19 protein-coding genes are annotated in these 20,494 nt (G+C 70.7%); 11 read left to right on the top strand and 8 right to left on the bottom strand.

Going from position 1 to position 20,494, the window contains the following annotated elements; genetic code table 11:
- Nucleotides 1-43: 43 nt before the first annotated feature.
- Nucleotides 44-2,044 carry an APC family permease gene (locus tag ACGFY5_RS19260; RefSeq protein ID WP_392721487.1) on the top strand — a complete coding sequence of 667 codons (2,001 nt, stop codon included), beginning with the start codon at nucleotides 44-46 and terminating at the stop codon, nucleotides 2,042-2,044.
- The gene (locus ACGFY5_RS19265; RefSeq protein ID WP_392721490.1) at nucleotides 2,041-3,447 is read left to right on the top strand and encodes a class I SAM-dependent RNA methyltransferase; all 1,407 of its coding nucleotides are present in this window, start codon (nucleotides 2,041-2,043) and stop codon (nucleotides 3,445-3,447) included. The genes ACGFY5_RS19260 and ACGFY5_RS19265 overlap by 4 nt, the downstream gene beginning before the upstream one ends.
- Nucleotides 3,448-3,467: 20 nt before the next feature.
- Here the strand turns inward: ACGFY5_RS19265 and ACGFY5_RS19270 are convergent, their stop codons facing one another.
- Nucleotides 3,468-4,649 carry an ROK family protein gene (locus ACGFY5_RS19270; protein ID WP_392721491.1) on the bottom strand — a complete coding sequence of 394 codons (1,182 nt, stop codon included), beginning with the start codon at nucleotides 4,647-4,649 and terminating at the stop codon, nucleotides 3,468-3,470.
- 245 nt (nucleotides 4,650-4,894) lie between these two features.
- Here ACGFY5_RS19270 and ACGFY5_RS19275 point away from each other — a divergent pair, with 245 nt between their 5' ends.
- The 4 genes from ACGFY5_RS19275 (at nucleotide 4,895) to dxs (ending at nucleotide 10,243) form a co-directional block, all read left to right on the top strand.
- Complete coding sequence (locus tag ACGFY5_RS19275) at nucleotides 4,895-5,995, top strand: sugar ABC transporter substrate-binding protein (RefSeq protein ID WP_392721493.1); 1,101 nt, start codon at nucleotides 4,895-4,897, stop codon at nucleotides 5,993-5,995.
- A 91-nt stretch (nucleotides 5,996-6,086) separates the two neighbouring features.
- Nucleotides 6,087-6,893, top strand: coding sequence for an ATP-binding cassette domain-containing protein (locus ACGFY5_RS19280; protein ID WP_392721494.1), 807 nt, complete (start codon nucleotides 6,087-6,089; stop codon nucleotides 6,891-6,893).
- Entirely contained in the window at nucleotides 6,890-8,155 is a 1,266-nt protein-coding gene (locus ACGFY5_RS19285) for a sugar ABC transporter permease (protein WP_392721497.1), read from the top strand. Before ACGFY5_RS19280 ends, ACGFY5_RS19285 begins: the two co-directional genes overlap by 4 nt.
- Nucleotides 8,156-8,350: 195 nt before the next feature.
- Nucleotides 8,351-10,243 (top strand): 1-deoxy-D-xylulose-5-phosphate synthase, encoded by a 1,893-nt coding sequence (gene dxs, locus ACGFY5_RS19290; RefSeq protein ID WP_392722546.1) that lies wholly within the window; start codon nucleotides 8,351-8,353, stop codon nucleotides 10,241-10,243.
- A gap of 8 nt (nucleotides 10,244-10,251) precedes the next feature.
- Here dxs and ACGFY5_RS19295 read toward each other — a convergent pair whose 3' ends face one another.
- The 3 genes from ACGFY5_RS19295 to ACGFY5_RS19305 are packed head-to-tail and all read right to left on the bottom strand — an operon-like array spanning nucleotide 10,252 to nucleotide 11,862.
- Nucleotides 10,252-10,647, bottom strand: coding sequence for a type II toxin-antitoxin system VapC family toxin (locus ACGFY5_RS19295; RefSeq protein ID WP_392721499.1), 396 nt, complete (start codon nucleotides 10,645-10,647; stop codon nucleotides 10,252-10,254).
- Nucleotides 10,644-10,880, bottom strand: a complete 237-nt coding sequence (locus ACGFY5_RS19300; RefSeq protein ID WP_392721501.1) for a hypothetical protein — start codon at nucleotides 10,878-10,880, stop codon at nucleotides 10,644-10,646. Before ACGFY5_RS19300 ends, ACGFY5_RS19295 begins: the two co-directional genes overlap by 4 nt.
- Before the next feature lie 22 nt (nucleotides 10,881-10,902).
- Nucleotides 10,903-11,862 (bottom strand): hypothetical protein, encoded by a 960-nt coding sequence (locus ACGFY5_RS19305; RefSeq protein WP_392721502.1) that lies wholly within the window; start codon nucleotides 11,860-11,862, stop codon nucleotides 10,903-10,905.
- A gap of 394 nt (nucleotides 11,863-12,256) precedes the next feature.
- On the opposite strand from ACGFY5_RS19305, the gene ACGFY5_RS19310 reads away from it, so the two are divergent.
- From ACGFY5_RS19310 to ACGFY5_RS19330, 5 genes are all read left to right on the top strand, one after another.
- A complete protein-coding gene (locus ACGFY5_RS19310; RefSeq protein WP_392721503.1) occupies nucleotides 12,257-12,907 on the top strand; it encodes a slipin family protein in 651 nt (216 codons plus the stop codon).
- Nucleotides 12,908-13,018: 111 nt separating this feature from the next.
- Entirely contained in the window at nucleotides 13,019-13,681 is a 663-nt protein-coding gene (locus ACGFY5_RS19315) for a response regulator transcription factor (RefSeq protein ID WP_392722549.1), read from the top strand.
- Nucleotides 13,678-14,940: an ATP-binding protein gene (locus ACGFY5_RS19320; RefSeq protein ID WP_392721505.1), complete on the top strand. Its 1,263-nt coding sequence runs from the start codon at nucleotides 13,678-13,680 to the stop codon at nucleotides 14,938-14,940. Before ACGFY5_RS19315 ends, ACGFY5_RS19320 begins: the two co-directional genes overlap by 4 nt.
- Nucleotides 14,941-15,136: 196 nt before the next feature.
- A complete protein-coding gene (secG, locus tag ACGFY5_RS19325) occupies nucleotides 15,137-15,379 on the top strand; it encodes a preprotein translocase subunit SecG (protein ID WP_392721508.1) in 243 nt (80 codons plus the stop codon).
- A 63-nt stretch (nucleotides 15,380-15,442) separates the two neighbouring features.
- The gene (locus ACGFY5_RS19330) at nucleotides 15,443-15,784 is read left to right on the top strand and encodes an RNA polymerase-binding protein RbpA (RefSeq protein ID WP_392721510.1); all 342 of its coding nucleotides are present in this window, start codon (nucleotides 15,443-15,445) and stop codon (nucleotides 15,782-15,784) included.
- Nucleotides 15,785-15,829: 45 nt separating this feature from the next.
- Here ACGFY5_RS19330 and pgl read toward each other — a convergent pair whose 3' ends face one another.
- The 4 genes from pgl to tal form a co-directional block, all read right to left on the bottom strand.
- Nucleotides 15,830-16,597, bottom strand: coding sequence for a 6-phosphogluconolactonase (gene pgl / locus ACGFY5_RS19335; protein WP_392721512.1), 768 nt, complete (start codon nucleotides 16,595-16,597; stop codon nucleotides 15,830-15,832).
- The gene (locus ACGFY5_RS19340) at nucleotides 16,594-17,577 is read right to left on the bottom strand and encodes a glucose-6-phosphate dehydrogenase assembly protein OpcA (protein WP_392721513.1); all 984 of its coding nucleotides are present in this window, start codon (nucleotides 17,575-17,577) and stop codon (nucleotides 16,594-16,596) included. Before ACGFY5_RS19340 ends, pgl begins: the two co-directional genes overlap by 4 nt.
- Nucleotides 17,574-19,256: a glucose-6-phosphate dehydrogenase gene (gene zwf, locus ACGFY5_RS19345; RefSeq protein WP_392721514.1), complete on the bottom strand. Its 1,683-nt coding sequence runs from the start codon at nucleotides 19,254-19,256 to the stop codon at nucleotides 17,574-17,576. Before zwf ends, ACGFY5_RS19340 begins: the two co-directional genes overlap by 4 nt.
- 120 nt (nucleotides 19,257-19,376) lie before the next feature.
- Nucleotides 19,377-20,486 (bottom strand): transaldolase, encoded by a 1,110-nt coding sequence (tal, locus tag ACGFY5_RS19350; protein WP_392721515.1) that lies wholly within the window; start codon nucleotides 20,484-20,486, stop codon nucleotides 19,377-19,379.
- Nucleotides 20,487-20,494 lie beyond the last annotated feature (8 nt).

Raw genomic sequence — 20,494 nt, forward strand, 5'->3', positions numbered from 1 at the left:
GCCCCGTCCGGTAGCAGCTTCGGGACAGACGTACGCTATCGCCGTGCCGTCCCCGACGTCCGTGTTCAAGCGCCTCGTCATCGGACGGGCGCTCCGGAGCGACAAACTCGCCGAGACCCTCCTGCCGAAGCGCGTCGCGCTGCCGGTCTTCGCTTCCGACGCGCTCTCGTCGGTCGCCTACGCTCCCGCCGAGATCCTTGCGACGCTGAGCGCGGCGGGCCTGGCCACGTACCACCTGTCGCCGTGGATCGGCCTCGCGGTCGTCGTCGTGCTGCTCACCGTCGTCGCGTCGTACCGGCAGAACGTGCACGCGTACCCGTCGGGCGGCGGCGATTACGAGGTGGTGAACACGAACCTCGGGCCCGGCTTCGGCCTGGTCGTCGCGAGCGCGCTGCTCGTCGACTACGTGCTGACCGTGGCGGTGTCGGTCGCCTCCGGCGTGCAGAACCTGGCGTCCGCGGTACCGGCCCTGGACAACCACCAGATGCTCGTGGCGGTGCTGCTGGTCGCGCTGCTGACCTCGCTGAACCTGCGCGGTGTGCGGGAGTCCGGCGTGGCGTTCGCGATCCCGACCTACGGGTTCATGATCGCGATCTTCGGCATGGTGCTCTGGGGCCTGTTCCGGATCTTCGTCTCCGGTGACGAGGTGCGGGCCGAGAGCGCCGGGTTCGAGTTCCACGGCGAGGAGACGCTCGCCGGGATCGGGCTGGTGTTCCTGCTGGCCCGGGCGTTCTCGTCCGGCTGCGCGGCGCTCACCGGCGTCGAGGCGATCAGCAACGGCGTCCCGGCGTTCCGCAAGCCGAAGAGCAAGAACGCGGCGACGACGCTGCTGATGCTCGGTCTGATCTCGGTCGCGATGATGCTCTGCATGATCTGGCTGGCCCGGCTGACCGGCCTCCAGTACGTGGAGAATCCGGCCACCCAGCTCGCGGGCGCGCCCGACGGGTACGTGCAGAAGACCGTGGTGGCTCAGCTCGGCGAGACGATCTTCGCCGGTTTCAGCCCGGGTTTCTACTTTGTGACGATCATGACCGCACTGATCCTGGTGCTGGCCGCGAACACCGCGTTCAACGGCTTCCCGGTGCTGGCGTCGATCCTCGCGCAGGACCGGTACCTGCCGCGGCAGCTGCACACCCGCGGCGACCGGCTGGCGTTCAGCAACGGCATCGTCTTCCTCGCGGTCGCCGCCGGCATCCTGCTGGTCGCGTTCGACGCGGATCCGAGCGCGCTGATCCACCTCTACATCGTCGGGGTGTTCGTGTCGTTCACGCTCAGCCAGATCGGCATGGTGCGGCACTGGAACCGGCTGCTGCGGGTGGAGCGGGACCCGGCCGTGCGGCGAGGGATGCGCCGGTCGCAGGCGATCAACGGGTTCGGTCTGGTGATGACCGGCACCGTGCTGATCATCGTGCTCGCGACGAAGTTCCTGCAGGGGGCGTGGATCGCGATCGCCGCGATGGCGTTCATCTACCTGCTGATGCTGGGGATCCGGAAGCATTACAACCGGGTGGCCGAGGAACTGCGGCCGACCGACGAGAAGCCGATCCTGCCGTCGCGTAACCACGCCGTCGTGCTCGTGTCGACGCTCCACCAGCCGACGTTGCGGGCGCTGGCGTACGCGAAGGCGACCCGCCCGGACTCGCTGACCGCGGTGACGGTGAACGTGGACGATCAGTCCACGCGCGCGCTGCAGGAGGAGTGGGACCGGCGGGGCATCACGTTGCCGCTGACCGTGGTGGAATCACCGTTCCGGGAGATCACCAGGCCGATCCTCGACTTCGTTCACTCGCTGCGCCGGGAGTCCCCGCGTGACGTGGTGACCGTGTTCATCCCGGAGTACGTCGTCGGGCACTGGTGGGAACACCTGCTGCACAACCAGAGCGCGTTGCGGCTCAAGGGCCGCCTGCTGTTCGAGCCCGGAGTGATGGTGACGAGTGTGCCGTGGCAGTTGTCGTCGACGGAGGGTCGTGACCCCGATCGAGCCGACCGGGTGAACGGGCCGGGGTCGGTGCGTCGGGGCCTGGACCGTACGGGGTCGTCATGAGCTGGGTGGGTCAGTCGTTCGAGCTGGACGTCGACGCGTTCGCGCACGGCGGGCACTGCGTCGGGCGGCACGAGGGACGGGTGGTGTTCGTTCGGCACACGCTGCCGGGGGAGCGGGTCGTCGCGCAGGTCACCGAGGACCGCGGTGGGTCGTTCTGCCGGGCCGACGCGGTGTCGGTGGTGCGGGCGGCCGATTCGCGGGTGGAGCCGCCGTGTCCGTACGCACACCCGGGTGGGTGCGGGGGGTGCGATCTGCAGCACGTGGCTCCGGAAGCGCAGCGTTCCTTGAAGGCCGACGTCGTGCGGGAGCAGTTGGTACGGCTCGGTGGCCTCTCGTCGGTCGACGAGATCTTCTCCGGTGTGGAGGAGTTGCCCGGTGGATCACTCGGGTGGCGGACGCGGGTGCAGTTCGCGGTGGACGCAGCGGGGCGGGCGGGGCTGCATCCGCACCGATCGCGCGAGGTGTTGCCGATCGCGAACTGCCCGATCGCGGATCCACGGATCTCGTCGCTCGGGGTCACCGACCTGCCGTGGCCGGGGTTGGCGGCGGTGGAGGCCGTGGTGTCGTCCGGGGGTGACGACGCGGTCGTCGTGGACGTCCCGTCCCCGTCCGGCCGGTCGACCGGTGGGCGCTCGGACGGTGGCCGTTCCGGGGGTGGGCGGCCGGACGGCCGGCGGCGTCGGGGTGGAGGGCGGCCGGTGCCGCGGCGGCCGGTTGTCGTCGAGCTTCCCGAGGAGCTGCCGGAGTCCGTCGCGGTGCTGGCGGCGTCGTCGCCGATCCGGAACACCGGGCGCCCGCCCGCGGAGGCGGTGCGCGGGCACCGGCGGGTACGCGAGATCGCGGCCGACCGCCGCTGGTACGTACGTGCCGACGGGTTCTGGCAGGTGCACCCCGCGGCCCCGGACGCGCTGGCCGCGGCGGTGCTCGAGGCGCTGGCGCCGAGCGCCGGCGAGTCGGTGCTGGACCTCTACGCCGGTGCGGGCCTGTTCGCCGGGGTGCTCGGCGAGCGGGTCGGCGACACCGGCCGGGTCGTGGCGGTCGAGGCGGATCGCGGCGCCTGCGACGACGCCCGTCGGAACCTGCGCGACCTGGAGCACGTCGAGGTCGTCGCCGCCCGGGTCGACCGGGCGCTGGACGGTGGCCTCCCCGGCGAGGTCGACCTGGTGGTGCTGGACCCGCCCCGCTCCGGGGCGGGTGCCGCGGTGGTGGGTGAGATCGTGGCGCGCAGTCCCCGCGCCGTGGCGTACGTGGCCTGTGACCCCGCGGCGTTCGCCCGGGACGTGGCGACGTTCGCGGAGCACGGGTACGCCCTGACGCGGGTCCGCGCGTTCGACGCGTTCCCCATGACCCACCACGTGGAGTGCGTCGGGACGCTGAGCCCTGCACGGGTTGGAGGGCCATAGCCCTCCAACCCGTGCGCGCCTCAGTGGGCGGCGGGGGAGGGCTCGCGGAGGACTAGCGCTACCGCGCCCAAGGCTTCCGCGCGTCCCCCGAGGGTGCCCTGGACCACGTCCACCGCCTCTACCGCGCTGGGTACCGCGCTCCGCCCGAGCGCGTGGCGCAGGGGGTCCAGCAGCACGCGCCCGGTGGCCGCCAGCTCACCACCGACCACGACCCGGTCCGGGTTGATCAGGTTCACCAGGCCGCCCAGCGCGATGCCGATCGCCGAGCCCGCGTCGGCCACGATCCGGCGGCACGGCGCGTCACCCTCGGCGACCAGCCGCACGACGTCGGCCAACGACCGCACCTCGGGCCGACCGCGGCCCAGCACCGACACCAGCGCCGCCCCACCGGCGACGAGTTCGAGGCATCCGCGGTTGCCGCACCGGCAGACGTCACCGGCGGCGTCGAGGCTCAGGTGGCCGATCTCCCCGGCGGTGCCGGAGATGCCGCGGAACAGTCGCCCGTCGATCACCAGGCCACCGCCGATGCCGGTGCCGAGCTTCAGGTAGACCAGGGCCTCGCTGCCGCGTCCAGCGCCCCACGTGTGTTCTGAGAGCGCTCCCAAATTGGCGTCGTTTTCGACGTGGACGGGGAGCTGAAGACGCCTCCCGAGCTCGAGCGACGGCGCCAACCCCGCCCACGCAGGCAGGATGTTCGATGCTCCGAGCAGCCCGGTGCCGCTCACGACCGGCGCCGGCAACCCGAGGCCGACCCCGATGACGTCGGACAGCCGGTGGCCGGATTCCTCCACCGCGCTGACGACGAGCGACGCGGCCAGATCGAGCGTGAGTTCGGCGGTGGGTTCGCCGTCGGGCGCGAGCCGCTCGCCCCGCTCGGCGATGACGGTGTGGGCGAGATCGGCGACCGCGACGTTCACGTGCCGGCGCCCGATGTCCACGCCGGCCACGACACCGGCTCCGGGCGCCAGTTGGACGACTGCGGCGGGGCGCCCACCGGCGGGACCGGCGGGTGCGGTGCCGCCGGGCTCGACGACCAGGCCGATATCCGCAAGATCACTCAGGGTAGTCGATACGGTGGCTCTGGAAAGGCCGGTCGCCGATGCCAGATCGGCTCGAGTACTCGGCCCCATCGCCCTCAGGGCATCCGCCAGCCGGCGTTGATTTCCGCCCAGCGCGGTGACACCTGACACCTGGTCAGTCATGGACGAATATTCGGGCGTGTCGCGGGTTCTGTCAACGCGACGCAAAACTGCGGCTCTGAATGCCTCTTCGACTGCATACTTCGTCGCTTTCGTCTGCTTTATCGATACAGTGAAGTGTCGTGTCCATGACGAAACCAAACCGTTATGGGTGTTCCTTGACGGAACCCGGTCAGAGGCAGAGTGTTCAGAACATCGGCCGAAAGTGCCGGTTCCATGACTTTGAGGTGTACTCATCGGGAGGTTTGGTGTTCACTCTGCGTCGCGGCGTCGCTGTTGCCGCTGCCGTGCTGCTGGCGCTCAGCGCGGCAGCCTGTGAGAGCTCGGACGAAGGTTCCGACTCTGGCAGCAGCAGCGACAGTGCCAAGATTGCCCTCCTGCTCCCGGAGTCCCAGACGACCCGGTACGAGCAGTTCGACAAGCCGCTGTTCGAGGCGAAGGTCAAGTCCCTCTGCTCCGGCTGCACGGTCGTGTACAACAACGCGAATCAGCAGACCGACACGCAGCAGCAGCAGGCCGAGGCCGCGCTGAACGACGGCGCCAAGGTCCTCGTCCTCGACCCGGTCGACGGTGCGGCGGCGTCCAGCATCGTCAACACCGCGAAGGCCAAGAAGGTCCCGGTCATCTCGTACGACCGGCTCATCACCGGCGCGGACGTCGACTACTACATCTCGTTCGACAACGAGAAGGTCGGCGCCCTGCAGGCCACCTCGCTGGTCGACAAGCTCAAGGCCGACGGCAAGACGAGCGGCAACGTCGTCATGATCAACGGCTCGCCGACCGACAACAACGCCAAGCTGTTCAACAAGGGCGCGAAGTCGGTCCTGAGCACCTCGGGCTTCAAGCTCGAGCCGACCACCGACTACTTCACGCCGGAGTGGAAGCCCGAGAACGCGCAGACGTTCATGGACGGCCAGATCTCCAAGCTGGGCAAGACCGGCTTCGTCGGGGTCTACGCTGCGAACGACGGCACCGCCGGTGGCGCCATCGCCGCCATGAAGGCCGCGGGCGTCACCCCGCTCCCGCCGGTCACCGGTCAGGACGCCGAGCTCGCCGCCATCCAGCGGATCATCAACGGCGACCAGTACATGACCGTCTACAAGGCGATCAAGCCGGAGGCCGAGAAAGCCGCCGAGATGGCCGTCGCCCTGGCGCAGGGCAAGGACGTCTCCGGTGCCGACTCCAAGGTGAACAACGGCACCAAGGACGTCCCGTCGGTGCTGCTGGCCCCGGTCGCGGTCACCAAGGAGAACATCAAGACGACGGTCGTCGCCGACAACTTCTACACGGTGGCGCAGATCTGCACCGCCGACTACGCCGCCGCCTGCAAGGCAGCCGGCCTGCAGTAAGGCACTCCTGATCGTGCGGGCGGCGGTGCACCGACACGGTGCGCCGCCGCCCCCACGAGTCCATCTCAACCCCTCGTAACGAAGAGGACGCATGACAGCCACCCAGCCGGTGCTCTCGATGACGGGCATCAACAAGCGGTTCGGTGCCGTCCAGGCGCTCACCGACGTCTCTTTCTCGGTCGCCGCCGGAGAGGTGGTCGCGCTGGTCGGCGACAACGGCGCCGGCAAATCCACCCTCGTCAAGGTGATGTCGGGCGCGGGCCCGTCCGACAGCGGCGAGATCCTCTTCGAGGGTCGCCCGGTCTCCATCCCCTCCCCGTCCGCGTCCCAGAACCTCGGCATCGCCACGGTCTTCCAGGACCTCGCGCTCTGCGACAACCTGGACGTCGTCGGCAACCTGTTCCTCGGCTCGGAGATCACGCTCGGCGGCGTCGCGCTCGACGAGGCCGAAATGGAGAAGCGCAGCTGGGAACTGCTGCGCACGCTCGCGGCGAAGATCCCCAGCGTCCGGATCCCGGTCGCGTCCCTCTCCGGTGGCCAGCGGCAGACCGTCGCGATCTCGCGCTCGCTGCTCGGCAACCCGAAGGTCGTCATCCTCGACGAGCCGACCGCCGCGCTCGGCGTCGCCCAGACCGCCCAGGTGCTCAACCTGGTCGAGCGGCTGCGCGACCGCGGCCTCGCCGTCATCTTGATCAGCCACAACATGGCCGATGTCCAGGCGGTCGCCGACCGCGTGGTGGTGCTGCGCCTCGGCCGCAACTCCGGCGAGTTCGACGCCCGCAGGGTCAGCACGACCGAACTGGTGGCCGCGATCACCGGCGCCAGCGACAACGTGGTGGCCGAACGCGCCGCCCGCGAGCACCGCACCGCCGGTGGCCAGGAAGGAACGAACGCGTGAGCACTCCCACGGAGCCGGTCGACAAGCCGGCGGAAGGTGCCGTGGCGGCGGACCTGCTCGACCCCCGGTTGATCCAGGCGCGCGGCCCGATGGGCTACGTCGGCGCCCTGGCGCAGCGGCTGAAGAGCGGCGACATCGGCTCGCTGCCGATCATCGTCGGCCTGGTCGTGATCGTCATCGTCTTCCAGAGCTTGAACAACACGTTCCTCAACGCGTTCAACCTGGTCAACCTGTGCCTGCAGATCGCCTCGCTGACGATCATCGCGCTGGGCATCACGCTGGTGCTCCTGCTCGGTGAGATCGACCTGTCGATCGGCTCGGTCAGCGGTGTCGCCGCCGCGATCGTCGCGGTGATGAACGCGACGCACGGCGTCAACCCGTGGTTGTCGGTGCTGTCGGCGGTGGTCGCCGGGTCGGTGATCGGTCTGGTGCACGGCATCGTGTTCACCAAGATCGGCGTGCCGTCGTTCGTCATCACGCTGGCCGGTCTGCTCGGCTGGCTCGGTCTGCAGCTGCAGATCCTCGGCGAGCAGGGCACCGTCAACCTGCCGCCGACCGGGTCGCTGATCGACATCGGCCAGCAGAAGTTCCTGCCGACCTGGCTGTCCCTCGTGCTCGGGATCGCGCTGATCGCGCTGTACGTGGTCACGGCGCTGACCGGCTCGGCCCGCCGCCGTCGGGCCGGCCTCTCCGGCCAGCCGATCTGGGTCACCGCCGTCGTCGCGATCTTCCTCGCCGTCGTCGTCATCGCGATCGTCGTGAAGCTCGACGTCGACCGCGGTCTGCCGTGGATCTTCCTGTTCGCGGTCCTGCTCGTGCTGATCTTCGACTGGGTCATCCGCCGGACGAAGTACGGCCGGGCGATCCTTGCGGTCGGTGGCAACATCGAGGCCGCGCGACGGGCCGGTATCAAGGTCGACGCGGTCCGGATCTCGGTGTTCGTGCTCTGCTCGACGCTGGCCGCGACCGGCGGTGTGATCGCCGCCATGCGCCTGGGCTTCGCGAACCAGCAGTCCGGTGCCGGTGACGTCCTCGTCAACTCGATCGCCGCGGCGGTGATCGGTGGTACGTCGCTGTTCGGTGGCCGTACCCGTCGCTACGCCCCGTTGCTGGGAGCGGTCGTGATCGGTTCGATCGCGAACGGTCTGGCGCTGCTGTCGCTGACCAGTTCGGTGAAGTACATCATCACCGGTGCGGTGCTCCTGGGCGCCGTCGTCATCGACGCTGCCTCCTCGCGGGGCAGGAAGTCCTCCGGTCGATAGAACGCTGAACGAAGGGGCCCCGGCGAACAGGCCGGGGCCCCTTCGTTTTGTGAAGTTTCTGTGCGCCTTTCCGGCCTCGAGGTGCGGGCGAGCAGGGCGTGGCTAGACTCGAAATCCTCGCCGGCTCCCCAAGCAGGCCCCCACATCCCGCGAGCGCGAGGAGTTGCCGCCACCGTGACCGACCAGGCCGAGCTTCTGGGAACCATCTCGTCACCCGAGCAGCTGCGGGCCCTGCCCGCGGAGGTGCTGCCCGCTCTCGCGACCGAGATCCGTGACTTCCTCGTGGCCAAGGTGTCGCGCACCGGTGGCCACCTCGGCCCCAACCTGGGCGCGGTCGAGCTGACGATGGCGCTGCACCGGGTGTTCGACTCGCCCAGCGACAAGATCCTGTTCGACACCGGTCACCAGGCCTACGTGCACAAGCTGCTCACCGGCCGGCAGGACTTCGAGAAGCTCCGCCAGCGCGGCGGGCTCTCCGGCTACCCGAGCCGGGCCGAGTCGCCGCACGACCTGGTCGAGAACTCGCACGCCTCCACCGCGCTCTCCTACGCCGACGGCCTGGCCAAGGCGTTCGCGCTGCGCGGGGAGAAGCGCGCGGTGGTCGCGGTCGTCGGTGACGGCGCGCTCACCGGCGGTATGTGCTGGGAGGCGATCAACAACATCGCCGCCGGCAAGGACCGGCAGGTCGTCATCGTCGTCAACGACAACGGCCGGTCGTACGCGCCGACGATCGGCGGGCTCGCCAACCACCTCGCGACGCTGCGCCTCAACCCGGGCTACGAGCGGGTGCTCGACCTGGTCCGCGACTCGCTCTCGCGCACCCCGCTGGTCGGTGCGCCGCTCTACGACGCCCTGCACGGCGTCAAGCGGGGCTTGAAGGACGCGATCAGCCCGCAGGGGATGTTCGAGGACCTCGGCCTCAAGTACGTCGGGCCGGTCGACGGCCACGACCTGGAGGCGCTGGAGTCGGCGCTGCGCCGGGCGAAGTCGTTCGGCGGTCCGGTGATCGTGCACACGGTCACCCGCAAGGGCTTCGGGTACGCGCCGGCCGAGGCCGACGAGGCCGACAACTTCCACGGCCCCGGCGCGTTCGACCCGGCCACCGGCAAGCTGCTCGCGGCGCCGGCGCTGAAGTGGACGAAAGTCTTCGCCGAGGAGCTGGTCGCGGTCGCCGACGAGCGGCCCGACGTGGTCGGCATCACCGCGGCGATGGCGATCCCCACCGGTATCGACAAGCTGGCCTCCGCGTATCCGGAGCGCGCATTCGACGTCGGTATCGCCGAGCAGCACGCGGTGACGTCCGCCGCGGGCCTGGCGATGGGCGGCATGCACCCGGTCGTCGCGGTCTACGCCACGTTCCTCAACCGCGCGTTCGACCAGACGCTGCTCGACGTCGCGATGCACGGCCTGCCGGTGACCTTCGTGCTGGACCGGGCCGGGATCACCGGGCCGGACGGGCCGAGCCACTACGGCATCTGGGACCTGTCGATCCTGGGTGTCGTGCCCGGCATCCGGGTCGCGGCCCCGCGTGACGCGGCGACGCTGCGCGAGGAGTTCCGCGAGGCGGTCGGGGTCTCCGACGGGCCGACCGTCGTGCGGTTCCCGACCGGCGCGGTGCCGGTCGACCTTCCGGCGGTCTCCCGCGTGGGCGGTGTCGACGTCCTGGTGGACGCCGGCAAGAAGCCCGACGTCCTGCTGGTGTCGGTCGGTGCGTTCGCGCACACGGCGGTCGAGGTCGCCGCGCGGGCCGCCGAGCACGGCATTCGCGTCACCGTGGTCGACCCGCGGTGGGTGCGGCCGGTTCCCGCCGCGCTCGTGGACCTCGCGAAGGACGCGGCTCTGGTGGTGTCGCTGGAGGACGGCGTCCGCGCCGGCGGTATCGGGACGGCGCTGGTGCAGGCGCTCTCCGACGCCGACGTGTCGGTGCCGGTGCGTGACCTGGGCGTGCCCGCCGAGTGGCACCCGCACGGCTCGCGCTCGGAGATCCTCGCCGACCTGGGCCTCACCGCCCAGGACGTCGCCCGCCGAATCACCGAGTGGGTGGCGTCCTCGGCGGAGCAACCCACCGAGGACTCTTTCACCAGCTGACTCCCGATTCAGTCGACGACGAGAGTGGCGCAGCGGACGCCCGGTGCTTTGGCCAGGCGTCCGTCGCCGGTGACCAGCGGGCAGCCGAGGCGTTCGGCGGCAGCCACGTATGCGGCGTCGTAGGCGCTGACGTTCGCGCGGAGCTCCCAGATCCGCTCGACGAGGTCGATGGTGGGAATTTCCTCGACAGCGATTTCGCCGAGCGCGCCCAGTACGTCGGCGGCACGCTGCGGACTCAGGGAACCAGTGCGCGCTTTCTTGCGGAGGACGGACAACACCTCGACGAACAGGTGGCTCGGGGCGGCCCAGCCCGAGTCGGACGACAGTAGGTTCCGGGCGCGATCGCCCACCGCTCCGTCGTCCATCAAAGCGTCCGCGAGCGCCGACGCGTCGATGACGATCATCGTCCGCCGTGCTCCTCGGCGACCATCGCCGCAGTGTCTCCGGGAAGCACCGAGCTGCCGTCGACCCGATCGCGGAACCGCTGCAGCACTGCTGTGTTCGCGGATCGACGAGCCTGGGCGCGAACCAGGTCGAGCAGGAATGCCTGAAGGGATTGACCACGGGCGCTCGCCTGCTCGACGAGCGCGTCCCGGACTTCCTCCGGCACGTTGCGAATCTGGAGCGCAAGAGTCATGCATGCATTTTACATGCTGACTTCAGGAGGTGACCGCTCGACGGAGCGCTAGGTCGGCGAAGGCGGCTGGGGGGCGGTCCCAGGGCCAGCTGTCGGCCCACTCGCGGCGGCCCACCTTGTGATTGCGGGCGTTCTCGAGCACCTGGCGGGCGCCGGGCGGCAGTGAGGTGCCGTGGCGGTAGGCCAGCGCCACGGCGGCCGTCAGCGACACGGTGACGTGTGCCGCGCCCAGCAGCTCCACGAGCCGCGAGTCGACCTCGACGTTCCCGCCGTTGGTGCTGCGGGCGAGGTGCCCGAGACTCAGGTTCGCCGACGACCGGGCGAGCGCGTGCGCGTCGTCGGCCGGGACCGCCAGCAGGGACGGCACGATGCCGGGCGTCTCGGGGAACCAGACCAGGAGCTCCGCGGCGCCCGCGGCGACCGCCGGATCGGGGTCCGACAGCCAGTTGAGGTACCGGTAGCCGTGGCGGGCACCGGCCTCGTACGCCGCCTGCGCCCAGTACGCGGCCACCGCGTCGGTGGCGGCCAGCTGCTCCTCGTCGGGGCGGGTCTCCTCGTCGTAGAGCCAGGTGAGGACCGTGCGCTCGGTCTCCGACGTGACGCCCCGCGCGGCGGAGAACGCGTCGGCGGGGGAGAACGGCAGTTCCCCGTCCTCGCGGTCGCCGACCGACAGCGCGCGCAGCAGACCGATCAGCACCGCGCGGTCGGGCGTGTCCCGCGCTTCCACGAGCCCGACGACGAACTGCACCACGTACCGGGTCGCCTGCCATCGGGTCCCGTGGTGGTAGACGGTGCCGAGCAGCGCCGCGCAGGCGTTCTGCCGGACGTCCGGGTCGCTCGACCGCAGCGACCGCAGGTGCCCTGGAACGTCCGTGGCGGCACCGTAGGCGTGGTGCAGCCGGTTCCACGGGACCGCATCGAGGCCCGCGAGTGGTGTCGGGGTCGATGGGGGCGGTGGTGGGGGAGTCGACAGCATGCGCACCCGCGATCGATACCACACCGGGCTGACACCGGTTCGCGCACGGTCGGCGACAAGGGGTGTCCAACGTGGACGTTTCCGGCATTCCGCGAGGGGCTGCCGAGGATCGTGATCCAGGGGTTATCAATTGCCCCCACCGCTGGCGCAACTTATCGTCAACGGTGGAGACGCCAGCGGCGAACCGGCATCGCCGGCCTCGTACCGCGCGTCGGCGCTCCACTTCAGGTGCTCACCACACCCAGCAGGGGCTAGTCCCCAATCCCGGCACAGGCCTGCGGCCCGGCCTCCTCGCGAGGTCCGGCGCGACGGTCCTGCGGGCTCGCCCCCGTGGCGGACGCCCCCACCGCCGCGGCGGAGGCCGCAGGTCTGTGTCACCGACCGACGTAAGGAGGCGACGATGGCGACAGTCACCGTGATGGAGTACGAGCGAGTGGTCACGTACCGGGACGGCGTGGCCGGGCCCGTGCTGGGACCGGGGCGGCACCGCTACTCGTCGCGTCGCACGAAGCTGTTCCCGGTGGACCTGCGGCCGCGGCTGCTGACGGTCCCCGGCCAGGAGCTGCTCACCACCGACGGGCTCACCGTGAAGGTGAGCGCCACGGTCCGGTGGCGGGTCGCCGACCCCTCGACGTTCCACGCCGCGGCGGCCGACGCCCAGGAGATGCTCTACGCGGCCGTCCAGACCGCGCTGCGCGACCGGGTGACCGGATTGGCCCTCGGGGACGCCCTGCGCGACCGAGCGGCCCTGGGGGACGGCCTGACGGCGACGGTGGCCGCTGCCGCCGAGCAGCTCGGCGTCACCGTCGACGCGGTGGACGTGAAGGACCTCATGCTCGGCGCGGAGCTGCGCCGCGCGTACGCGGAGACCGCGCTGGCCACCGAGCGGGCCCGGGCCGAGCTCGAGCGCGCCCGCGGCGAGGCGGCGGCGTTGCGCGCGCGGGCCAACACCGCCCGGCTGCTCGAGGAGCACCCGGCGCTGCTGCACCTGCGCACGCTGCAGGCCGCGAGCGAGCCCGGCGCGACCGTCGTCCTCAAGCCGCCGGCTTGAAGTTTGAACCTGGAGCCCGCCCAGGGCGTCGTTCTGGGCGGGCCGCCCACCGCGACGTGACTTAGCGGCTTACCGTCGTTGGCGTACGGGACGACGGTGAGGGGCACGGACGTGCGGGTGCTGGTGATCGAGGACGAGCGCAATCTGGCCGACGCGGTGGCCCGTGGGCTGCGTCGCGAGGGGATGGCCGTCGACACCGCGTACAACGGCACCGACGGCCAGGAGATGGCCACCGTCACCCGCTACGACGTCGTCGTGCTCGACCGCGACCTGCCGGGCGTCCACGGCGACGTGATCTGCACGGAGCTCGCGGCCTCCGGGTCGCTCACCCGGGTGTTGATGCTCACCGCCAGCGGCACGGTCGCCGACCGCGTCGAGGGCCTCGGTATCGGCGCCGACGACTACCTCGCGAAGCCGTTCGCGTTCGAGGAGCTCGTCGCCCGGGTGCGCGCCCTGGGGCGTCGCGCCACACCCCCGGCGCCGCCGGTGCTGACCGTCGGCGACGTCGAGCTCGACCCGGCCCGCAGAGTGGTCAGCCGGGCCGGCCGCCCGGTCGACCTGACCCGCAAGGAGTTCGGGGTCCTCGAGGTGCTGCTCTCCGCCCGGGGCGCTGTCATCTCCAGCGAGGAGCTGCTCGAACGCGTCTGGGACGCCAATGCCGACCCGTTCACCACGACCGTGCGGGTGACGATGATGACGCTGCGCAAGAAGCTGGGTGACCCGCCGCTGATCGAGACCGTGGTCGGTGCCGGCTATCGGGTGACACCGAGATGACCGTCTACGGCGGCCAGGCACCGAGCAAACCCGGGAGGCTGCGGCCGACGCTCCGGCTGCGCCTCACGCTCCTCAACGGCGTCCTGTTGTTCGGCGCCGGGCTGCTGCTGCTCGTCCTCGCCTGGCTCCTGGTCCGCGACCAGCTGATGTCCACCGATCGGCTCGCGCCGGGCTCCAGCGTCACGCTGGTGGACGCGGACGGCAGCACGCACACCGAGAGTGCCACCGCGTGGCAGGCGAGCATGGCGTCCACCACGACGACCGAGCTGATGGTGAAGGGCTTCCTGGCGTTGCTGGTGATCGTCATCGCCGGTGTCGTCGGCGGCCACCTGCTCACCGGCCGGGCCCTGCGTCCGCTGCACCAGGTCACCGGCACCGCCCGGCGCCTGTCCACCGAGACGCTCGACCACCGGCTGCACCACACCGGCCCGGACGACGAGGTCAAGGAGCTGGCCGACACGTTCGACGGCATGCTCGACCGGTTGTCGGCCGCGTTCGGCAGCCAGAAACGGTTCGTCGCCAACGCCAGCCACGAGCTGCGGACGCCACTCGCGGTCATGCGCACCGAGATCGACGTGACGATGGCCGACCCCGACGCGACCGTCGACGACCTGCGTCGGATGGGCACCGTCGTGCGGGACGCGTCGAGCCGGGCCAACGAGCTGATCGAGGCACTGCTGCTGTTGGCCCGCACGGAGGCCCAGGCCGGTCGGCTGGCCAAGCAGATCCCGGTCGACCTGGCGCGCGGTGTCCCGTCGACGCTGGCCGCGGTCGCCGCCGAGTCCGAGCGGCTCTCACTGCAGGTCAGCACGGACTTCGCGCCGGCCGTCGTGATCGGCGACCCCAGCCTCCTGGAGCGCCTGGCGGGCAACCTGGTCGAGAACGCCGTGCGTTACAACGTCACCCACGGTGTTCTGAACGTGCGGACGGGCAGCGACGGACGGCAGGCGTGGTTGGTGGTGGCCAACGACGGGCCCGAACTGGACCAGCGCGAGGTTCCCGGGCTGTTCGAGCCGTTCCGGCGCGGCGGCGTGGAACGTACCGGGACACGCGGGGCCGGCCTCGGTCTCTCGATCGTGCGCGCGGTGGCCGGTGCGCACGGCGGAACCGTGCAGGCAGTGGCTCGCCCCGGCGGAGGCCTGGAGGTCACGGTGCTGATCCCGGCGGCGGATCCGGCGGTCGCCGCGTCGCTGACGGCACCGGCCCGGGAGGCCGCTCCGGCACGGGTGCGCGGGGTGGCGCGGCCCCAACCACACTGAACTCATCCCATCGGGTGGTGAAAACCCGAAAACGGCTGCATCGTCCAGGAAAAACGGGGTGGATGGTAACCATGGCTCTCCTCCGCCGCCGTGGCAGTTATCCTGTGCCTGTGGTGCTGCGGCCCCAGCGCGGCACTCCGGAGAACCGGGCCTGTGTGTACGACCCCCGCGAGAGCGAGAGGAACCTCCACCCGCAATGACCATCGCCGTGTCGACCGTGCTCGTCCTGACGAGCTTGGCGCTGATTCTGCTGATCCTGCTCCACCGTGGTAAGGGTGGAGGCTTGTCCAGCATGTTCGGCGGCGGGGTTTCCTCGAACCTCTCCGGCTCCTCGATCGCGGAGAAGAACCTTGACCGGATCACCATCGCTACCGGCGTGATCTGGCTCGCGTGCATCATCACGCTCGGGTTGCTGCTGAAGACGACCGCCGGCGCCTGAGTCGGCCTGTCACAGCGATCGACCCACCCCACCCCCTCTGGGAAGGAACGGAGCGCTGTAACCGTGGCTGGTGGAAATGCCATCCGAGGTACCCGCGTCGGCGCGGGGCCGATGGGTGAGGCGGAGCGCGGGGAATCAGCGCCCCGTCGTCACATCCCCTTTTACTGCGCGAACGGGCACATGACCCGCGTGTCGTTCGCTCAGGAGGCGGCGGAGCCGGAGCACTGGGACTGTCCGCGTTGCGGGCTGCCTGCCGGTAAGAACCGGGAGGCCCCTCCCGCCGCACCCCGCAACGAGCCGTACAAGACGCACCTGGCGTACGTGCGGGAGCGGCGCAGCGACGCGGACGGTGAGGCGATCCTCGAGGAGGCCCTCGCGAAGGTCCGCGCTCGCCGCGGCGAGTAGTTCTTCCCGAGTGAGCCCCCGCCCGATGGGCGGGGGCTCACTCGTTCACGAGCGGCGGAGCCGGAGCTCCTTCGGCACGTTCACGGCTGCGGCTTCGTCCAGGAGCCAGAGCGTGCGGACGCCACCGCGTGCGCCTGCCGCGGGAATCTGCACGCGGCCCGCACCGGCCAGCGCCAGGCCGACCGCCTCGGCCTTGCCCTCGCCCGCGGCGAGCAACCACACCTCGTCCGCCGACGTGATCGTGCCGAACGTCAGCGACACGCGGGTCGGCGGCGGCTTCGGGCAGTTGCGCACCGCGCACACCAGCCCTTCGTCGTACGCCGCCGGCGACTCCGGGAAGATCGACGCGACGTGACCCTCCGGTCCGACGCCGAGCATCAGCACGTCGAACCGGGGAAGGTCGGCCCCGGGACGCGCGGCCTTGGAGAGCTCGTCCGCGTACTGCTCGGCCGCACCCTCGGGGCTGTTCCCGGCCGCCGCCGGCATCCGGTGCACCCGTGACGGGTTCACCGGCACGTGGTCGAGCAGCGCCTCGTTCGCCTGCACCTCGTTGCGCTCCGGGTCGCCGGGCGCCACGTACCGCTCGTCACCCCACCAGATGTCGAGCGCGTCCCAGTCGATCGCGTCGCGCGCCGGGCTCGCGTTCAGCGCCTTCAGGGTGCCGATGCCGACGCCACCTCCGGTGAGGACGATCGACGCGCTGCCCCTGGCGTTCTGCGCGTCGACGATCCGCACCATCAGGCGTGCCGCGGCCGCGGCCGCGAGCACCTCGGCGTCCTGGTGGACGACGACGGAGAGTTCTCCGACCGTCATGAGTTCGCCGGGGCAGCGGTGGGCATGGGGTCCTTCCAGACGTGCGAGCGGAACGGCGTGCGGTGGTTGAGCCCGGTCAGCCCGGTGGCCGCGCCGAGCGCCTCACCGTAGGGCTGGTCCGGGTCGAGCCGCTTGATCTCCTCGGCCAACTGCTCACCGAGCGAACGGCGGGCGAGCGGCTGGATGCGGTCGGGCACCCCGGTGCGGCGCAGGACCGCGTGGTTGCTGTCCTGACGCGTCACCTGGATGCGCGTCCCGTCGTCGATTTCGATCGTCACCTCGCCGATCCCGCGCTTCGCGGTCTCCTGCAGGTCGACCGGCAGGCCCAGCCGGGCCTTCAGCCAGCCGACGAGCAGCGTCGCGGTGACGTTCTTCGGCGCGGAGACCACCGTGACCGACTTCGGGCGGCCGGTGACCGTGTCGAACGCGCCGGCGAGCAGCGTCCGCCACGGCGTGGTGCGCGACCAGCCCAGGTCGGTGTCGCCGGGCGCGTAGTCCTCGGCCCGGTGGTGCAGCGTGCCCATCGGGTCGGCCGACTCGCGGGAATCGGTGACCCGACGGTCGGCGAAGACCCCGAGCGGGTCGTACGCGATCTTCTCCGGCGGCTCGCCGTGCCACCACGTCACGACCGGGACGTCGGGCGCGAGCAGCGGCAGCGTCACCGACTCCGCGTGCAGCGCGAGTCGGCCGTACATGCGCATCACGACGGCCTCGCCGGGGCCGAGTCGCCCGCCCACCGAGATCTCGGCGTCCAGCCGGGGCATCGGGGCCTCGATCTGACGCCGGACGACGATCAGCAGGCGGCACGGGTGCGCCGCGGCCGCCACGGTGGCCGCCTCCTCGGCGGCCGACACGTGCTTCTCGTTCGCCACGACGACGAGCGTCAGGGCGACGCCGCTCGCGACGAACCCCGCTGCCCGGCGCGACTCGGAAAGGGCCTTCACCACGTCGGTGCCGGTGGTGTCCCAGAGTGTCGTCACGGTCGCCTCCAGTTCCGGCCTTCGCGCTCCAGCATCTCGTCCGCGGCCCGCGGTCCCCACTCGCCGGCGCGGTACTTGAAGGGCTGCTTGCCCTCCCAGAACTCCTCCAGCGCGTCGATCACGACCCAGCTGGCCTCGACCTCGTCGGCGTTCGGGAACAGCGTCGAGTCGCCGACCAGGACGTCGAGGATCAGCCGCTCGTAGGCCTCCGGAGAGGACTCGGTGAACGCCTCGCCGTACAGGAAGTCCATCGCGACGTCGCGGACCTCCATCGCCGAGCCGGGCACCTTCGAGCCGAACTTCAGCGTCATGCCCTCGTCCGGCTGGACCTTGATGACCAGCTGGTTGCGGCCGAGCGCCTCGGTGTCGGTGTTCGCGAACGGCAGGTGCGGCGCCTTCTTGAACAGCACAGCGATCTCGGTGACCCGGCGCGGCAGCCGCTTGCCGGCCCGGACGTAGAACGGCACGCCCGCCCAGCGCCGGGTGTGGATGCCGAGCTTGATCGCCGCGTAGGTCTCGGTCGTGGATGTCTCCGGGATGTCCTTCTCCTGGAGGTACCCGGGGACGCGCAGACCGGCCAGCCAGCCCTGCTCGTACTGGCCGCGAATCGCGTCGTGCTCCATGTCGGCCGGCGGCTTCGTCGCGTGCAGCACCTTGAGCTTCTCGGTGCGGATCGCATCCGCGGTGAAGCTCACCGGCTCCTCCATCGCGGCGAGCGCGAGCAGCTGGAGCAGGTGGTTCTGGATGACGTCACGAGCCGTGCCGGTCTTGTCGTAGAACCCGGCGCGGGTGCCGATGCCGACGTCCTCGGCCATCGTGATCTGCACCGAGTCGACGTAGTGGGCGTTCCAGATCGGCTCGAACAGCTGGTTGGCGAAGCGCAGCGCCAGCAGGTTCTGGACCGTCTCCTTGCCCAGGTAGTGGTCGATCCGGAACACGTTCTCCGGGGAGAAGACGTTGTCGACCAGGCGGTTGAGCTCTTTGGACGATTCGACGTCGTGACCGAACGGCTTCTCCACGACGACGCGACGCCAGCCGCCGTCGGTCGTGGTGTCGGCCATCTTGGTGCGCTCGATCTGGTTGAGAACCATCGGGAACAGCGTCGGCGGGATCGACAGGTAGAACGCGGCGTTGCCGAGGATGCCGTGCTCGTCGTGGAGTTCCTTGAGCGTGGCGTGCAGGTGGTCGAACGCGTCGTCGTCGTCGAACGAGCCGGCGACGAACTTGATGTTCTCGCTCAAGCGCTCCCAGGCGTCTTCGCGCCACTGCGTCCGCGCGCCGTTCTTCGCCCACTCGCGCGCGACCTCTTCGAACTCGCCGTCGCCCCAGTCGCGCCGGGCGAACCCGAGGACGACGAAGCCGGGCGGCAGCAGGTCGCGGTTGGCGAGGTCGTAGATCGCCGGGATGAGCTTCTTGCGCGACAGGTCACCGGTGACGCCGAAGATCACCAGTGCGCAGGGCTCGGGAACGCGGGGGAGGCGCCGGTCGGCCGGGTCGCGCAGCGGGTTCGCCGCGCGTCCGCCGGGTGTGGCCGTGAGCTGGCCCGGCGGGATCGACGGGGTGCTCGGGCCGGTGGCCGACGAGCCCTCGGCGGGGGTGCCGGGCGGCGGTGCCCCGGCGTCAGTGGTCTCGGGTGTCGTAGCGGACGCCTCGGGAGCGTCCGCGGCCGGTTGGGTCATCACACCGCCTCGAGAAGCTGGGCCTGGCCGGCGGCGGCGCCGCCGGTGACACGCACCGCCCCGGTGCGCGAATGCGCACCGGGGCAGGTCGGCCCACCACCGGCGGTGGGCCGTCTGAAACTAGGCATCGACCTTGGTGAGCTGCTTCTTGACCGACTCCAGCAGCTCGGTCCAGGACTGCTCGAACTTGCTGACGCCCTCGGACTCGAGGAGGTTGACGACCTCGTCGTAGTCGATGCCGATACCGGCCAGCGCGTCGAGCGTGGCCTGCGCCTCGGCGTAGTAGGGCGTGATCGTGTCGCCGCGGACCACGCCGTGGTCGTCGACGGCCTTGAGCGTGGCCTCCGGCATCGTGTTCACGGTGCCCGGGGCGACCAGCTCGACGACGTACTGGGTGTCGTCGTACGCCGGGTCCTTCACACCGGTGGAGGCCCACAGCGGACGCTGCGGCTTCGCGCCGGCGTCGGCGAGCGCCTTCCAGCGGTCGGTGGAGAAGACCTGCTCGTAGTCGCGGTAGGCCAGGCGCGCGTTCGCGATCGCGGCCTTGCCGCGCAGGGCCTTGGCCTCGTCCGAGCCGAGCTTGTCGAGGCGCTTGTCGATCTCGCTGTCGACGCGCGACACGAAGAACGAGGCGACCGAGGCGAGCTTGGTCAGGTCGTGGCCGTTCTCCTTGGCCTTCTCGACACCGGCGACGAACGCCTCCATGACCTCGCCGTAGCGCTCGAGGCTGAAGATCAGCGTGACGTTGACGCTGATGCCCTCCGCGAGCGCGGCGGTGATGGCCGGCAGACCCGCCTTCGTGGCCGGGATCTTGATCAGCACGTTCGGCCGGTCGACGAGCCACCAGAGGGCCTTGGCCTCGGCGATCGTCGCGGTGGTGTCGTTGGCCAGGCGCGGGTCGACCTCGAGCGAGACCCGGCCGTCGACGCCGTCGGTGGCGTCGTAGACCGGCCGCAGCAGGTCCGCGCCGTCACGGATGTCGGTGGCGGTGACCATGCGGATGGCCTCGTCGACCGAGACCTTCCGGGCCTTGAGGTCGGTCAGCGTCTCCTCGTAGGTGTCGATGTCCTCGAGCGCCTTGGCGAAGATCGTCGGGTTGCTCGTGACACCGACGACGTGCTTCTCCTTGATGAGCTGAGCGAGGTTTCCGCTGTTCAGCCGCTGGCGGGAGATGTCGTCGAGCCACACCGCCACGCCGGCGGCGGACAGGTCTGCGAGTGCGTCGGACATGTTGACGT

It is taken from the genome of Cryptosporangium sp. NPDC048952, assembly GCF_043197895.1.
GTDB lineage: Bacteria > Actinomycetota > Actinomycetes > Mycobacteriales > Cryptosporangiaceae > Cryptosporangium.

Excerpts from the sequence above, each read along its gene's own strand:
- ACGFY5_RS19265 (WP_392721490.1), top strand. The coding sequence starts at position 2,041 with ATGAGCTGGGTGGGTCAGTCGTTCGAGCTGGACGTCGACGCGTTCGCG.
- ACGFY5_RS19270 (WP_392721491.1), bottom strand. The coding sequence starts at position 4,649 with ATGACTGACCAGGTGTCAGGTGTCACCGCGCTGGGCGGAAATCAACGC.
- ACGFY5_RS19280 (WP_392721494.1), top strand. The coding sequence starts at position 6,087 with ATGACAGCCACCCAGCCGGTGCTCTCGATGACGGGCATCAACAAGCGG.
- ACGFY5_RS19295 (WP_392721499.1), bottom strand. The coding sequence starts at position 10,647 with ATGATCGTCATCGACGCGTCGGCGCTCGCGGACGCTTTGATGGACGAC.
- ACGFY5_RS19300 (WP_392721501.1), bottom strand. The coding sequence starts at position 10,880 with ATGACTCTTGCGCTCCAGATTCGCAACGTGCCGGAGGAAGTCCGGGAC.
- ACGFY5_RS19310 (WP_392721503.1), top strand. The coding sequence starts at position 12,257 with ATGGCGACAGTCACCGTGATGGAGTACGAGCGAGTGGTCACGTACCGG.
- ACGFY5_RS19320 (WP_392721505.1), top strand. The coding sequence starts at position 13,678 with ATGACCGTCTACGGCGGCCAGGCACCGAGCAAACCCGGGAGGCTGCGG.
- secG (WP_392721508.1), top strand. The coding sequence starts at position 15,137 with ATGACCATCGCCGTGTCGACCGTGCTCGTCCTGACGAGCTTGGCGCTG.
- pgl (WP_392721512.1), bottom strand. The coding sequence starts at position 16,597 with ATGACGGTCGGAGAACTCTCCGTCGTCGTCCACCAGGACGCCGAGGTG.
- zwf (WP_392721514.1), bottom strand. The coding sequence starts at position 19,256 with ATGACCCAACCGGCCGCGGACGCTCCCGAGGCGTCCGCTACGACACCC.
- tal (WP_392721515.1), bottom strand. The coding sequence starts at position 20,486 with ATGTCCGACGCACTCGCAGACCTGTCCGCCGCCGGCGTGGCGGTGTGG.